The organism is Burkholderia sp. AU45251 (assembly GCF_030482905.1).
Classification (GTDB): domain Bacteria; phylum Pseudomonadota; class Gammaproteobacteria; order Burkholderiales; family Burkholderiaceae; genus Burkholderia; species Burkholderia aenigmatica.
Window position 1 is genome coordinate 26,517 of sequence record NZ_JAUJQH010000025.1, and the last position, 15,102, is coordinate 41,618.

Below are 15,102 nucleotides of genomic sequence, written 5' to 3' on the forward strand. Positions count from 1 at the left end.
TAAGTTGAATCGGGTGCGTCTGGCGCCTGTCGTGATGCGCACCTATAGTGGCTGCATGACGAAACCCGGCAAAGGCGGAAACCATGCAATCAACTGTATCGAACGGAAATGTGCCCGCGATCCTGCTCGTCGCGGCCTCGCGCGGCCTCGGGCTCGCGATGGCGGAGGTGTTGCTTGACAAGGGGTGGCGCGTAACGGGCACCGTGCGCGCAGGATCGGGGCGCACGAAGCTGCACGACCTCGCCGACCGGTTCGACGGCCGGCTCGACATCGAGACGCTCGACATCTGCGAGCCGGTGCAACTGGCCGCGCTGCGCGAGCGGCTGTCGGGCCGGCGCTTCGACATGCTGTTCGTGAATGCGGGAACGACGAACGAGCCAACCGAAACGATCGGCGAAGTGACGACCGACGAGTTCGTGCGCGTGATGATCACGAATGCGCTGGCACCGATGCGCGTGATCGAGATGCTGCAGGATCTCGTGACCGCGGACGGCCTGATCGGCGCGATGTCGTCGGGGCAGGGCAGCGTCGCGAACAACGTCAGCGGGATGCGCGAGGTCTATCGCGGCAGCAAGGCCGCGCTGAACCAGTTCATGCGCAGCTTCGCGGCGCGTCAGGCCGATACGCGGCGTGCGATGGCGCTGATGGCGCCCGGCTGGGTCCGCACGGAGCTGGGCGGGCCCGATGCGCGCCTGACGATCGAGGAAAGCGTGCCGAGTCTGGTCGACGTGCTGATCGCGAAGCGGGTGCGGCCCGGGCTCGAATATCTCGACTATCTGGGGCGGACGGTGCCGTGGTGAACGGCGCCTCACGCGGGTAGCGGGCAATTACGATCCGCCGTGCCGTGCCGTGCCGTGCCGTGCCGTGCCGTGCGGTGCGGTGCGGTGAACGGGGTACGGGATTCTCCACGTTTTTGTGGCCCGATGTCGGCACTGCGAAGGCCGTGGCGATTCAATACAATGCGACGACCAGCCAGCGACACGGCGTTGCGCCGTCGCGTCCGGATCCCTCCGGTTCGCCGCGCGTGACGTGCGTCCCCGTCGTGGCGGGCCCCAGTCGAACACGGAGCGCACCATGAACGAACCTTACCTTCAGGTCATCGCGCATTACTACGCGAAGCCCGGCAACGGCGACCGCGTGATCGAATTGCTCGCCGAGCTCGCGCCGCCGACGCGCGCCGAGCCGAAGAATCTCGACTATGGGTATTTCCGGTCGCCGGAAGACCCAGACCACATCGTGATCCTCGAACGCTACCGCGACGCGGACGGCCTCGACGTGCATCGGGAAACGCCGCATTTCCAGCGGATCGGGATCGGCGCGATCATTCCGTTGCTCGATCGCCGCGACGTGTCGCGCTACATGGTGCAGCCGGACACCGGCACGGCGACGCCACCGGGAGGCACCCGATGAACCCGTTTCAATTCCGTACCGTTCCGACACAGGTCGTCGAATTCGGCGCCGCGCGCCGGCTCGGCGCGTTGTTGCGCGAACGTTTTCCGGCGCTCGTGCGGCTGTGTGTCGTCACCGACGCGTTCCTGCATCGCAGCGGCGTGCTCGCGCCCGCGCTGGAGAGCCTCGCCGCGCACGGCTGGCAAGTCACCGTGATCGACGACGTGATCGCCGATCCGCCCGAGCACGTGGTGCTGGAGGCGACCGAACGGGCCGTCGCGGCCGATGCCGAGATCGTGCTCGGCCTGGGCGGCGGATCGTCGATGGACGTCGCGAAGCTGATCGCGGTGCTCGCGCCGGGGCAGCAGGCGCTGGCCGACATGTACGGCGTCGACAAGGTCACGAGCGCGCGGCTGCCGCTCGTGCAGATGCCGACGACGGCCGGCACCGGCTCGGAAGTCACGGCCGTGTCGATCGTCACGGTCGGCGAGGCGCGCAAGATGGGCGTCGTGTCGCCGCACCTGTTCGCGGACGTCGCGATCCTCGACGCCGAACTGACGCTCGGCCTGCCGCGCGCCGCCACGGCAGCGACGGGGATCGACGCGATGGTGCATGCGATCGAGGCGTACACGTCCGCGCGGCTGAAGAACCCGGTGTCCGACATGCTGGCCGTGCACGCGCTGACGCTGCTGTCGCGCAACCTGCTCGCGGCGTGCGACGACGGTGGCAACCGCGACGCGCGCGAGGCGATGCTGGTCGGCGCGATGTTCGCGGGGCAGGCGTTCGCGAATGCGCCGGTCGCGGCCGTGCATGCGCTGGCCTATCCGGTCGGCGGGATCTTCCACGTGCCGCACGGGCTGTCGAATGCGCTCGTGCTGCCGCACGTGCTGCGTTTCAACGCGCCGGCTGCCGCGCCGCTGTATGCGGAGCTCGCGGCGATCGTCGCGCCGTCGGCGACGGGCAGCGATGAAGCGCGCACGCACGCGCTGATCGCCGAGATCGACCGGCTGATCGTCGCGACGGGCATTCCGCGCACGCTGCGCGAGGTCGGCATCGGGGAGGGCGACCTGCCGAGGATGGCGTCGGACGCGATGCTGCAGACGCGCCTGCTCGTGAACAATCCGCGCGAGGTGACGGAGGCCGACGCGCTGGAGATTTACCGGCAGGCGTGGTGAAGCGGCGGCGCGTCGACGGCAGGCAGGCGACGGCACGCTGTCGTTTGCATGCCGCACCGCGTTACTTCAGGTCGCGATCCTTGCAGGTCGGCTCGAGGTCGCCGTCGAAGTATTGATACAGGTGTACGAGCAACTTGCCGTTGCCGACCTTGCGTCCGAGATAATGCGTGCCTTCCGTCGACGTGCAGGTCGAGAACGCGAGTGGCAGACCGCCGTCGAGTACGGCTTCCGGGTGGGCACCCTGACGCACGAAGCGAGCGGTGCCGACGACGCCGAAGCCGCTCGCGTCCGCCGGCACGGACTTCGGCAGCGACAGTGCATATGCGACGATCGTCCGGCCTTCGCTCCGGTCGTCGTGCAGGTTGTCGTATATCTGATTGGCCGGCTTGCTCGCCGGCCCGGTAATCGTGGCGCAGCAGTGCGCGATACCCTTGTAGTCGTCCGGCAGGATCTGCAGCGATGTGCCGGCCGTCAGGTGCGCGTTCGGCGTGTAGTAGACACCGAACGCGACGACGCCGACCTGCTGCGCATGTGACGCAACGGAGACGGAGAGGGCGGCGGCGGTCAGCAGCGGACGGAGCGAACGGATCGGCATGATGGCGGCGATGATACACGCCGACCGCGCGATCGGCGAGGCGGCGCATTCACGATGCGCGCGCCGTTTGCCGCACGGGCTACGCCGCCACCGGCCGCCTTACGCGCGTGACGCGTCGGTGCCGGCCGCCACCACGTACGCCGACGCCTGCTTCGTGCCATCCGGCAGGGTTTGCAGATAGACACCCTGGATTTCCGGCTCGAAACCCGGCAGCGCGTTGATTCCGGCTTCGAGCGCGCGGAAGTAGTCGAGCGCCGGGCCGCCCCATACTTCGCCGGGCACCACGCAGAAGATGCCGGGCGGGTAGGGCAGCGCGCCTTCGGTCGCGATCCGGCCTTCGATGCGATCGAGCGTGACGAGCTCGACGTTGTTGCGGATCAGCTCGGCATTCGCGGCCTGCGGCGAGATCGCCTGCTTCGGGAATTGTGCGCGCCGGAACATCAGCTTCTGCAGATGCTTCATGTCGTGGCTGCGGTAGAAGTCGTGCATCCGCTGGCACAGTTGCCGCAAGCGCATGTTGCCGTACAGCTCCGGATACGCTTCGCACAGCGACGGAATCGCTTCGCGCAGCGGCGTGTCCTGGTCGAGATGCCGTTCGAACTGCGCGAGGTGCGCGACCAGATGCTGCAGCTTGCCGAAGCTTTCCGACGGCGTGAGCAGGAACAGGATCGTGTACAGATCGGCCTTCTCGGGCACGACGCCGTGCTCGCGCAGGTAGCGCGCCAGGATCGGCGCCGGCGCGCCGAACGGCGCATATTCGTGCGTGTCGCGATCGACGCCGGGTGTCGTCAGCAGCAGCTTGCACGGATCGACGAAATACTGATCGTCCGCATAGCCTTCGAAGCCGTGCCACGTATCGGTCGGGTGGAAGCGGAAGAAGCGCAGGTCGTCGACGATCTGCTCGGTCGGGTAGTCGGCCCACGGGCGGCCGTCGATCTGTTGCGGAACGAACGGACGGATCTGGCGGCAGGTCTTCATCAGCAGCTTGCGCGCATCGACGCCGTGCGCGACGCAGTCGCGCCACAGGCGTTTGCCGGCCGGGCCCGCATGCATCTGCGCGTTCACGTCGAGCGCCGCGAACATCGGGTAGAACGGGCTCGTCGACGCATGGATCATGTACGCGTTGTTGAAGCGCCGGTGATCGCAGAAGCGCTTCTGGCCTTCGATGTGACTGTCCTTCTTGTGGATCTGCGACGTCTGCGAGAAACCGGCCTGCTGCTTGTGCACCGACTGCGTGACGAAGATGCCGGGATCGTCGGGGCCGAGCGTGAGCATCAGCGGCGAGCAGTCCTGCATCATCGGGATGAACTGCTCGTAGCCGACCCACGCCGAATCGAACAGGATGTAGTCGCACAGGTGCCCGATCCGGTCGACGATCTCGCGCGCGTTGTAGATCGTGCCGTCGTAGGTGCCGAGCTGGATCACTGCGAGCCGGAACGGGCGCGGCCGGTCGGCGCGCTCCGGCGCGACGTCGCGGATCGCGTCGCGAATGCGGGCTTCGTCGAGCGCCGCGCTGTCGACGCCGCCGATGAGGCCCCACGCGTTGCGCGCGGTTTCGAGGTAGACCGGCCGCGCGCCGGACAGCACCAGCGCACCGAGGTGTACCGACTTGTGGTTGTTGCGATCGAACAGCACGAGATCGTCGGGGGCGAGCAGCGCGCTCGTGACGACCTTGTTCGACGTCGACGTGCCGTTCAGCACGAAGTAGGTCTTGTCCGCGTTGTAGATCCGCGCGGCATTGCGCTGCGCTTCCAGCGCGGGGCCTTCGTGGATCAGCAGGTCGCCGAGCCGGACGTCGGCGTTGCAGAGGTCGGCGCGAAAGATCGTTTCGCCGAAGAAGTCGAAGAACATCCGGCCGAGCGGGTGATTCGAGAAGAACTGGCCGCCCTGGTGGCCCGGGCAGTCGAACTCGACGTAGCCGCGCTGCACGTATTCGCGCATCACCTTGAAGAACGGCGGCAGCAGGTTTTCGCTGTAGATGTCGGCGGCGGCGGAGATCTGCCGGCCGTAGTAGTGGCGGCCGCCGTGGCGGAGCTGGATCACGCCGCTCGCGCTCGGCAGGATCGACGGCGGCACTTCCTGGTTGGGCTCGATCGCAATGAAGAATGGAATCGCGAACCCGGTTCTTTCGACGGTTTTAAGCACCTGTTGCGCCGATTCGATTCCGACGACGATTGCCGCGATATTCGTGAAATCGGTCTGAAATACATCGACCTGTTCATGCGTGGTGAGGAAGGCGCCAATCAGCGCCGGCTCGACTGCGATTTTCAACAGGCTCACGCGAACTCTCCCGTAAATGTGCGGATGCGGGAGCCGCATTCGCACGGCTGCGTAATCTGCGTAATCCGATACGCGCTGCAGCCGATTGAAATGCTCCCGCGGAATGCTGAATGCCGATTGGCGCGCCGCACGAAGAAGCCTTGTCCGGCGAGGCACAGCCGCCATCGGTCAATGCACGGCGCAGCCGATCGTAGCAACAAAACCACGCAAATTCAATCGACCGGAATCGACAATCTCAGTGCAGGATGAGAATGATCAAATAATCAGGAATTGACATGCTGCAGTGCACATAAAAATGAACCAATCGTGAAATACTATTTGAAAACAGCCACCAGTTTCGCCGAATCGTCTGCTGTTCATCGAATGGCATCTATGGCATAGTCGGCACCGAATTGGATGGCGAATCAAATCGGATTTGCGAGCGTCTCACGCCGCCGCCCGTGGCCTGCTGTCCGCGTGCTCGTGAGACGCATCACCCCAACGAAGCATCGGAACAACGAGGGCAACAACATGAATACGTCCGTCGGTGGCATTCGCCGTCTCGGCATGCGCGCGCTTTTGGTCGACGACGAGATCACCCAGGAAACCGCGACCGGGCGAGCGGTCCGCACGCTGAGCGCGGAGCTCGCGCAGCGCGACATCGACGTGCTCACGGCAACCTCGGCCGACGACGCGATCATGCTGATCCGTTCCGATCCATCGATCCAGTGCGTGCTGCTCGACTGGGATCTCGGCGTGGACGGCCACGGGCCGTCCGAGGCCGTGGTCGACGCGGTCCGGCATCGCAACGGCAACGTGCCGATCTTCCTGCTGGCCGACCGCAGCGTCGCGTCGACGGTGCCGTCCGCGGTGATGGGCCAGGTCGACGATTTCGTGTGGCTGCTCGAAGATACGGCCGACTTCATCGGCGGGCGCATCCATGCGGCGATCGAACGCTATCGCGCCACCGTGTTGCCGCCGATGTTCGGCGCGCTCGCGAAATTCTCACGCGTCTATGAATACTCGTGGCATACGCCCGGCCACACGGGCGGCACGGGCTTCCTGAAATCGCCGGTCGGCCGCGCGTTCTTCGAATACTTCGGCGAAGCGCTGTTCCGTTCCGACCTGTCGATCTCGGTCGGCGAGCTCGGCTCGCTGCTCGACCACTCGGGCCCGATCGGCGAAAGCGAGCGCTACGCGGCGCGCGTGTTCGGCGCGCATCGCACGTATCACGTGACCAACGGCTCGTCGACGTCGAACCGCATCATCCTGATGGCGAGCGTGAGCCGCGACCAGATCGCGCTGTGCGATCGCAATTGCCACAAGTCGGCCGAGCATGCGATGACGATGTCGGGCGCGATTCCGACTTACCTCGTGCCGACGCGCAACCGCTACGGGATCATCGGACCGATCGCGTCGGAGCGCCTCACGCAGACGGCGATTCGCGAGGCGATCGCGTCGAACCCGCTCGCAGCCGAGCTCGCCGACCGCCAGCCGAAGCATGCGATCGTTACCAACTCGACGTACGACGGCCTGTGCTACAACGTCGCGCGCGTCGAGGAACTGCTCGGCGCGAGCGTCGACCGGCTGCATTTCGACGAAGCCTGGTACGGCTACGCGCGCTTCAACCCGATCTACCGCGATCGCCATGCAATGCACGGCGACCCGCGCGATCATCGTGCGGACCGCCCGACGGTGTTCGCGACGCAGTCGACGCACAAGCTGCTGACCGCGCTGTCGCAGGCGTCGTACATCCACGTGCGCGACGGCCGCAACCCGATTCCGCATGCCCAGTTCAACGAAACGTTCATGATGCATGCGTCGACGTCGCCGAACTACGCGATCATCGCGTCGAACGACGTCGCGGCCGCGATGATGGACGGCCCCGGCGGCGCGGCGCTCACGCACGAGTCGATCGAGGAGGCCGTCGCGTTCCGGCAGATGATCGCGCGGATGAACGGCGAGTTCAGCGCGAAGGGTGACTGGTTCTTCGAATGCTGGCAGCCCGACACCGTGCTCGAGACACGCACGGGCCGCACGCTGCCGTTCCATGATGCACCGCCCGAGCTGCTCGCGAGCGACCCGTCGTGCTGGGTGCTGCGCCCCGGCGCGCAATGGCACGGCTTCGGCAATATCGAGGACGGCTACTGCATGCTCGATCCGATCAAGGTGTCGATCGTCACGCCGGGCGTCGCACCGGCCGGCGGCCTGATGCCGGTCGGCATTCCGGCGAGCGTCGTGACCGCGTATCTCGACGCGCGCGGGATCGTCGTCGAGAAGACGACCGATTTCACGATCCTGTTCCTGTTCTCGATCGGCATCACGAAGGGCAAGTGGGGCTCGCTCGTCAGCGCGCTGTGCGATTTCAAGCGCGACTACGACGCGAACCTGTCGCTCGACATGGCGATTCCGTCGCTCGCGAAGGAACATGGTTCGCGCTATGCGGGCATGGGGCTGAAGGACCTGGCCGACACGATGTTCGCGGCGATGGAGCAGCTCGGCACGACGCGGCTGATGTCGGAAGCCTTCTCGATCCTGCCGAAGCCGGAGATGAGCCCGGTACGCGCGTACGAGCATCTGGTGCAGGGCCGCGTCGAGCAGGTCACGCTCGAAGAGCTGGCCGGACGCACCGTCGCCACCGGCGTCGTGCCGTATCCGCCGGGCATTCCGTTGCTGATGCCGGGCGAGAACGCGGGGCCGGCCGGCGGCCCGGTGCTCGGCTACCTGAAGGCGCTCGAAGCGTACGACCGGCGCTTCCCTGGCTTCGCGCACGACACGCACGGCGTGGAAGTGGAAGACGGCACGTACCGCGTGACCTGCCTGACGGCCTGAGCATCCGGCCGGACGAACGGACGAACATGCGACCGGCCGCTCGGCGGCCTCACATCGAAGGATCGACATCATGGAAAACACAGCGCGCATGTCCGGCGCGGCCTCGGCGGCCGCGCCGAAGAACCGGATGAATGTCTGGCAGCTGACCATCCTCACGGCGGTCAACATGATGGGCTCCGGCATCATCCTGCTGCCGTCGAAGCTCGCGCAGGTCGGCACGATCTCGCTGCTGTCGTGGATCGTCACGGCCGGCGGTTCGCTCGCGCTGGCCTATGCGTTCGCCCGCTGCGGGATGCTGAGCCGCAAGCCGGGCGGGATGGGCGGCTACGCGGAATACGCGTTCGGCAAGGCCGGCAACTACATGGCGAACTACACGTACGGGCTGTCGCTCGTGATCGCCAACGTCGCGATCGGCGTCACGGCGGTCGGCTACGGCACCGTGCTGTTCGACGCGACGCTGTCGCCGCTGCAGACGTGCCTGTGGACGATCTTCCTGCTCGTGCTCACGACGGTCGCGAACTTCGGCGGCTCGCGCATCACCGGCCGGATCGGCTCGGTGACCGTGTGGGGCGTGATCATTCCGGTCGTCGTCGTGTCGCTGATCGGCTGGTTCTGGTTCAGCGGTGCGACCTGGGGCGCCGCGTGGAATCCGCACAACATGCCGTTCGGGCCGGCCGTCGGCAGCTCGATCGCGGTGACGCTGTGGGCGTTCCTCGGGCTCGAATCGGCGTGCGCGAACTCGGACGCCGTCGAGAATCCGGAGCGCAACGTGCCGATCGCCGTGCTCGGCGGCACGATCGCGTCGGCGATCTTCTACATCGTGTCGACCAACGTGATTGCGGGGATCGTACCCAATGCGATCCTCGCGGCGTCGAACGCGCCGTTCGGCATCGCGTTCGCGACGATGTTCACGCCGACGGTCGGCACGATCGTCACCGCGCTGATGGTGATCGCGTGCATCGGCTCGCTGCTCGGCTGGCAGTTCACGGTCGCGCAGGTGTTCAAGAGCTCGGCGGATGTCGGCTACTTCCTGCCGGTGTTCGCGCGGGCGACGCGCACCGGCACGCCGATCGTCGGGATGGTGATCCTGCTGGTCGCGCAGGTCGCGCTCGCGCTGATGACGATCAGCCCGGAGCTGAGCAGCCAGTTCCAGAAGATCGTCGATCTCGCGGTCGTCACGAACCTCGTGCCCTACGTGATGTCGATGGCCGCGCTGATTACGATCCAGAAGGTCGCGAAGGTGCCGCCGGCCAAGGCGCTGCTGACGAACGTAATCGCGATGGTCGCGACCGCGTACAGCTTCTATGCGCTGTTCAGCTCGGGCGAGCAGGCGCTGATGCTCGGCGGCCTGTGCGTGTTCCTGGGCTGGACGCTGTTCGGCTTCGTCAGCGCGCGCTTCTACCAGATGGAAGTCGATGCGCACGTGAAGGAGCCGGGGAAGTCGCTGCAGGCGTGATGGGGGCGGCGGTCGCCGCCGTTATCGGGCAGGGCGGGCCAGCAGCGGCGGAAGGTCCTGCTTCAGCAGTTCGACGACGGCCCGCACGCGCGGGGGCAGCGGCCGCTGCGCGTGCACGAGCACGTTGAGCGCGAAGTCGGGAATCGCGTACCGCGGCAGGAGCTCGACGAGCGTGCCGGCCGCGAGCGCGTCGGCGCAGGCCGGCTGCTGGACCACGCCGATGCCGCCACCGGCCACGATCGTGTCGAACATCGGGCGCCAGTGGCTCGTCGTCATGATCGTGCGGATGCGCACGGTTTCGAGCGCGTCGCCTTCGCGCTGCAGCGGCAGCCGTTCGCTGGCGAAGACCCCTTTCACGCGGATGAACGGATGGTTTGCGAGATCGGCCGTCGTGTCGATCGGGCCGTGCCGCTCGAGATACGACGGCGCGGCGACGAGCCGGCGGCCGACCGCGCCGACCGGATGCGCGACGAACCCGCCGTCGCCGAGCTGGCCGACGCGGATCGAGATGTCGACGCCTTCCGTGACCGGATCGACGATGTCGTCGTTCAAGACCAGATCGATGTGCAAGCCCGGATACGCGCTGCGGACATGCATCAGCACGCCGGGCAGCACGACCTCGCCGACGCATTGCGGCGCCGCGAGCCGGATCGTGCCGTCGAGTGCGTTTTCCGTCTTCGAGACCGAGGCGACCGCATCGTCGGCCGCGTCGAGCAGCGCCTTGCTGCGTTCGTAGAAGATCCGGCCTTCTTCCGTGCACACGAGGGTGCGCGCACTGCGCAACAGGAGCCGTGTGCCGAGATGCTTCTCGAGTCGCTCGATGCGCTCACTGACAGCCGGCTGGCCCATGTCGAGATCCCGCGCCGCGCCGGACATCGTGCCGCGCTCGACGACCCTGACGTAGATACGCATCGTCGCCAGCAAATCCATGAAGTCGCGCCCCTTGTCCGGTTCCGGTTGATGCCGATCGACGGATGGTACCAAAGCAGGGCGGCCGGAAGGTGCGCGGCGAACCGATACTGACCATCGGTTGCCGATGCCGCGTGTGTTCGCCAGCGCGATGCGCGACAATCCGCTTCCGTGCGAACGACTGGAGGCGACGACATGACGCAACAGGATGAAGCGGTGCGCACACGCTGCGTCGCATGGCAGATCGTGCAGACGTGGCAGGCCGCCGAATGGTGCCGGCTCGTCGAGTCGCGCACGGGAATCGACCTGTCGGGATCGGTGGCGGGTGCGATCGACGGCGCGCCGTTTCGGATCGATTACGCGATCGCATGCGGCGCCGACTGGCGCACGCGCTCGGCACGCATCACGCAATGGGGCGGCACGCAGCCGCCTCGGCAGTGGGCGATCGCGTGCGACGCCGGGCGGTGGACGATCGACGGCGTCGACGTACCGGCGCTCGCGGGCGCGACCGACCTCGATCTCGGGTTCAGCCCGTCGACGAATACGCTGCCGATCCGGCGGCTCGGGCTGGCCGTCGGCGAGGCCGCCGTGATCCATACGGCGTGGCTGCGCTTTCCGGATTTCGGGTTCGTGCGAGGCGAGCAGCGCTATACACGCACGGCAGAGCACGCGTACCGCTACGAAAGCGGCACGTATGCGGCCGATATCGCGGTCGACGAAGCGGGCCTCGTCACCGACTACGACGAATGGCGGCGCATCGGCTCCGCGCCCGTGCGCTGACGCATGCGTACCGCGCCGTGCATCAGCGTGCGCTCGCCACCGACAGCTTGCCCGGAATCAGCTTCAGCGTGCTGAACGCGTCGGCGATGTTCTGCTGATACGCGAGCGTCGCATCGCTGATCGGCTGCACGCCGTAGCCGGCGCGCTTGAGCGCGACTTCGAGCGTCGGCGCGTCGAGGCCGACGAGCGGCGACAGTTGCGCCGCGACTTCCGGCACATGGTCGCGCGCCCAGCGGTCGACCGCGTCGACTTCGTCGAGCAGCGCGCGCAGCACCTGCGGGTGCGCGGTCGCGTATTTGCGTGCGGCGAGGTAGTACTGCGTATTGCGCACGAGCCCTTCGCCGTTCGTGATCACGCGCGCGCCGATCTGCCGCTCGGCGGCGGCCAGGTACGGATCCCAGATCACCCATGCATCGACGCTGCGCTGCACGAATGCAGCGCGTGCGTCGGCGGGCGTCAGGTAGATCGGCTGGATGTCGGCGTACGTCAGGCCCGCGTGTTCGAGCGCCTTCACGAGCAGGTAGTGGACGTTCGAACCCTTGTTGAACGCGACCTTCTTGCCGCGCAGCTGCGCGATGGTGCGGATCGGCGAATCGGGCAGCACGACGATTGCCTCGCCCTGCGGCGCGGGCGGCTCGTTGCCGATGTAGACGAAATCGACGCCGCCCGCCTGCGCGAAAATCGGCGGCGTCTCGCCGACCGTGCCGACGTCGATCGCGCCGGCGTTCAGGCCCTCGAGCAACTGCGGGCCGGCCGGAAATTCGAGCCATTGCACGGTGACGCCCTGGCTCGCGAGCCGCTTCTCCAGCGTGCCGCGCGCCTTGAGCACGACGAAGTTGCCGTATTTCTGGAAACCGATGCGCAGCCGCGTGCCGCTGTCTTGCGCGTGGGCAGGCAGGCCCGCGAGCGGGCCGAGCGCGAGCCCGGCCAGTCCGGCGGCTGCGCCTTGCAGCCACTGGCGGCGATGCGGGTTCGCCGGTGTCGGTTCAACGTCTGCGTGCGGTGTGTCGTTCATCGAGGCGTCCTGCGTGCGGGTTCACGGGCCGCGCGAAAGGCGGCGCGGCCGGCGCAGGGCGGGGCCCGAAGCGGGCGATGCGCGCCACGGACCGGCCCGCGCCGGATTCAGGACGATACGGCCGCGCAGGCCGGCGGCCAACCAACGAATCCGCATATGCAAATCAGCGGCGGAGTCGGTGGCGTCGGTCGGGCGGGTGACGAGCACCGGAACCGGCCGGAACGAGCCAGCACGAGCCGGCACGGCGGGCCGCGCAGGCTACATTGCGGCCTCGCACGCGCGGCCGCCTGGCGCGCGACGCACGGCTGCCACAAGGCTCAATCGGAGCCGGCCGGGCTTTCCTCGATCGAATCGACGCGATCCGGATAGAACGCGAGATGCCCGCGGATCGCATCGACGGCCGGATAGGGCGCCTCGTAGGTCCAGACGGCATTGACCGCGCGCTCGCCGCCGACCGGAATCGAGTAGTAGGCGGCGTCGCCCTTGTACGGGCAGTACGTCGCGTGATTGGTACGCTGCAGCAGCGTCAGGTCGGCGTCTTCGCGCGGGATGTAGAGCACGGCCGGGTAAGCGGCTTCGCGCAGCGCCAGCGCGCGGCGCGTATCCGCGACGACCCTGCCGGCCGCCTTGACCACGACGCGCCGCGGGTGCGGTTCGACCGTGATCGGGTGATCGGGGCCCGGCGTCTTCACCGGGCGAGTGGACGTATCGGAGCTGACAGGCATCGTGAGTCCTCCTGGAATCGGCGGCGCGGCAGGATGCGCGCCGGCGTTGGCCAGCCGATACGATGCGCCATTTCGCGCAAGTCTGCAGGGGGCCGGAAGACGGCGGCGCGAGCAGGCCGACCGGCGCTCGCGTGGACGTTTTCATGCACGGGCAGCGGGATGCATCCACGACGATAAGCAACGCGAAATTAATTGGTAAGCGATCGACGTGAGGCGCGCGAAGATCGGCGGTCGTCATGTGCATGACAGCCCTCTCTCATCTCCGCCACCATGAAGAACGCTTTCGTTTCGCCTGCTGCGCGTCGTGCGCGTGGCATCCCCCATGCCGCAACGGCCCTGCGCTGCATCGCGGCGTCGCTGCTGCTCGCCGGCGCGGCGACGCAGGCGCTCGCCGCACCGGCCGGCAAGACGCTCGTGTATTGCACCGAAGGCAGCCCGGCTGGTTTCGATCCGGGCCAGCACACGACGAGCACCGATTTCGACGCGAGCACGTACCCGGTCTACAACGGGCTCGTGCAGTTCAAGCGCGGCACGCTCGATCTCGAACCGGCGCTCGCGACGAGCTGGGACGTGTCGCCCGACCAGCGCACGATCACCTTCCACCTGCGGCACGGCGTGAAATTCCAGACCACCGCGTGGTTCAAGCCGACGCGGCCGCTCCAGGCCGACGATGTCGTCTTCACGTTCCATCGGATGCTCGACCCGGACGATCCGTTCCGCAAGGCCTACCCGGTCAGCTTCCCGTATTTCAGCGACCTCGGTTTCGACCGTAACGTCGCGCGCATCGACAAGGTCGACGACTACACGGTGCGCTTCGTGCTGAAGACGCCTGATGTCGTGTTCGTGCGCAATCTCGCGATGGCGTTCGCGTCGATCCTGTCGGCCGAGTATGCGTCGCAGCTCGCGGCGCGCCATCGCGAGGCCGACATCAACCAGTTCCCGGTCGGCACCGGGCCGTTCCTGCTGCGCGCGTACCAGAAGGACGCGCTGATCCGCTACGACGCGAATCCCGACTACTGGAAACCGGACGACGTGAAGCTCGCCCATCTCGTGTTCGCGATCACGCCCGATCCGGCCGCGCGCCTGCAGAAGCTGGTGGCCGGCGAGTGCCAGGTATCGGTGTTCCCGCGGCCGGCCGACCTCGACACGGTGCGGCGCGACCCCAAGCTGACGTTGTTCTCGGGGATGGGCTTCAACGTCGGCTTCGTCGCGTACAACACGCAGCATGCGCCGCTCGATCGCGTCGACGTGCGGCGCGCGCTCGACATCGCGATCGACAAGTCGGCGATCGTGAAGACCGTGTTCAACGGCGACGCGAAGATCGCGACGAACCCGATGCCGCCCGCGCAATGGTCGTACAACCCGCGCCTGAAGGATGCGCCGCGCGATCCGGCCGCCGCGAAGGCGCTGCTCGCGCAGGCCGGGTTCCCGAATGGCTTCGACCTGACGCTGTGGGCGATGCCGGTGCAGCGCCCGTACAACCCGAATGCGCAGTTGATGGCGCAGCTGATCCAGCAGGACTGGGCGAAGATCGGCGTGCGCGCGAAGATCGTCAGCTACGAATGGGGCGAATACAACCGCCGCGCGAAGCACGACGGGCAGCACGACGCGATCCTGTACGGCTGGTCGGGCGACAACGGCGATCCCGACAACTGGCTCGGCACGCTGCTCGGTTGCGACGCGGTGCACGGCAGCAATCTGGCGAAGTGGTGCAACCAGGATTTCGAGAAGCTGGTGGACGCGGCGCGTTCCAACGCGGACGTCGCGAAGCGCACGGCGCTGTACGAGCAGGCGCAGGTCGTGTTCAAGGATCAGGTGCCGTTCACGCCGATCGCGACGTCGATCGTGTCGCTGCCGGTGTCCAAACGCGTGCACGGGCTGACGTTCTCGCCGCTCGGCGGGCGTCGCTTCGATGGGGTCTGGCTGGATTGACGGGAGAGCCGCGTGGACGATGCTTTCGTCCGCGT

The 15,102-nt window shown here is 67.2% G+C and carries 12 protein-coding genes; 7 read left to right on the top strand and 5 right to left on the bottom strand.

All coding sequences use genetic code 11. The features are described 5' to 3' along the window. Window positions 1–83 precede the first annotated feature (83 nt). The 3 genes from QZM67_RS32300 to QZM67_RS32310 all read left to right on the top strand — a co-directional run bounded on the left by QZM67_RS32300 (window position 84) and on the right by QZM67_RS32310 (window position 2,564). The gene (locus tag QZM67_RS32300; protein ID WP_301809562.1) at window positions 84–800 is read left to right on the top strand and encodes an SDR family oxidoreductase; all 717 of its coding nucleotides are present in this window, start codon (window positions 84–86) and stop codon (window positions 798–800) included. 274 nt (window positions 801–1,074) lie between these two features. Continuing rightward, window positions 1,075–1,410 carry a putative quinol monooxygenase gene (locus QZM67_RS32305; protein WP_175025195.1) on the top strand — a complete coding sequence of 112 codons (336 nt, stop codon included), beginning with the start codon at window positions 1,075–1,077 and terminating at the stop codon, window positions 1,408–1,410. After that, entirely contained in the window at window positions 1,407–2,564 is a 1,158-nt protein-coding gene (locus QZM67_RS32310; protein ID WP_301809565.1) for an iron-containing alcohol dehydrogenase, read from the top strand. Before QZM67_RS32305 ends, QZM67_RS32310 begins: the two co-directional genes overlap by 4 nt. Before the next feature lie 61 nt (window positions 2,565–2,625). Here QZM67_RS32310 and QZM67_RS32315 read toward each other — a convergent pair whose 3' ends face one another. Together QZM67_RS32315 and QZM67_RS32320 are read right to left on the bottom strand one after the other, a co-directional pair. Continuing rightward, complete coding sequence (locus tag QZM67_RS32315; protein WP_301809567.1) at window positions 2,626–3,159, bottom strand: hypothetical protein; 534 nt, start codon at window positions 3,157–3,159, stop codon at window positions 2,626–2,628. Between the two features lie 99 nt (window positions 3,160–3,258). Further along, window positions 3,259–5,439 carry an ornithine decarboxylase gene (locus QZM67_RS32320; RefSeq protein WP_301809569.1) on the bottom strand — a complete coding sequence of 727 codons (2,181 nt, stop codon included), beginning with the start codon at window positions 5,437–5,439 and terminating at the stop codon, window positions 3,259–3,261. 510 nt (window positions 5,440–5,949) lie between these two features. On the opposite strand from QZM67_RS32320, the gene QZM67_RS32325 reads away from it, so the two are divergent. Together QZM67_RS32325 and potE are read left to right on the top strand one after the other, a co-directional pair. Further along, window positions 5,950–8,250: an Orn/Lys/Arg decarboxylase N-terminal domain-containing protein gene (locus QZM67_RS32325; RefSeq protein ID WP_175025199.1), complete on the top strand. Its 2,301-nt coding sequence runs from the start codon at window positions 5,950–5,952 to the stop codon at window positions 8,248–8,250. 70 nt (window positions 8,251–8,320) lie between these two features. Further along, complete coding sequence (gene potE, locus QZM67_RS32330; RefSeq protein WP_043179463.1) at window positions 8,321–9,706, top strand: putrescine-ornithine antiporter; 1,386 nt, start codon at window positions 8,321–8,323, stop codon at window positions 9,704–9,706. 21 nt (window positions 9,707–9,727) lie between these two features. Here potE and QZM67_RS32335 read toward each other — a convergent pair whose 3' ends face one another. Next, window positions 9,728–10,636, bottom strand: a complete 909-nt coding sequence (locus QZM67_RS32335) for a LysR family transcriptional regulator (protein ID WP_175025200.1) — start codon at window positions 10,634–10,636, stop codon at window positions 9,728–9,730. Between the two features lie 174 nt (window positions 10,637–10,810). Here QZM67_RS32335 and QZM67_RS32340 point away from each other — a divergent pair, with 174 nt between their 5' ends. Next, window positions 10,811–11,395: a putative glycolipid-binding domain-containing protein gene (locus QZM67_RS32340; RefSeq protein WP_301809574.1), complete on the top strand. Its 585-nt coding sequence runs from the start codon at window positions 10,811–10,813 to the stop codon at window positions 11,393–11,395. 22 nt (window positions 11,396–11,417) lie between these two features. On the opposite strand, the gene QZM67_RS32345 is transcribed toward QZM67_RS32340, so the two are convergent. Both QZM67_RS32345 and QZM67_RS32350 read right to left on the bottom strand, forming a co-directional pair. Continuing rightward, window positions 11,418–12,410, bottom strand: coding sequence for a sulfonate ABC transporter substrate-binding protein (locus QZM67_RS32345; protein WP_301809577.1), 993 nt, complete (start codon window positions 12,408–12,410; stop codon window positions 11,418–11,420). A gap of 317 nt (window positions 12,411–12,727) precedes the next feature. After that, window positions 12,728–13,135 (bottom strand): DUF427 domain-containing protein, encoded by a 408-nt coding sequence (locus QZM67_RS32350; protein WP_301809581.1) that lies wholly within the window; start codon window positions 13,133–13,135, stop codon window positions 12,728–12,730. Window positions 13,136–13,405: 270 nt separating this feature from the next. On the opposite strand from QZM67_RS32350, the gene QZM67_RS32355 reads away from it, so the two are divergent. Then, window positions 13,406–15,067 (top strand): ABC transporter substrate-binding protein, encoded by a 1,662-nt coding sequence (locus tag QZM67_RS32355; protein WP_301809584.1) that lies wholly within the window; start codon window positions 13,406–13,408, stop codon window positions 15,065–15,067. The last annotated feature ends 35 nt before the right edge of the window (window positions 15,068–15,102 follow it).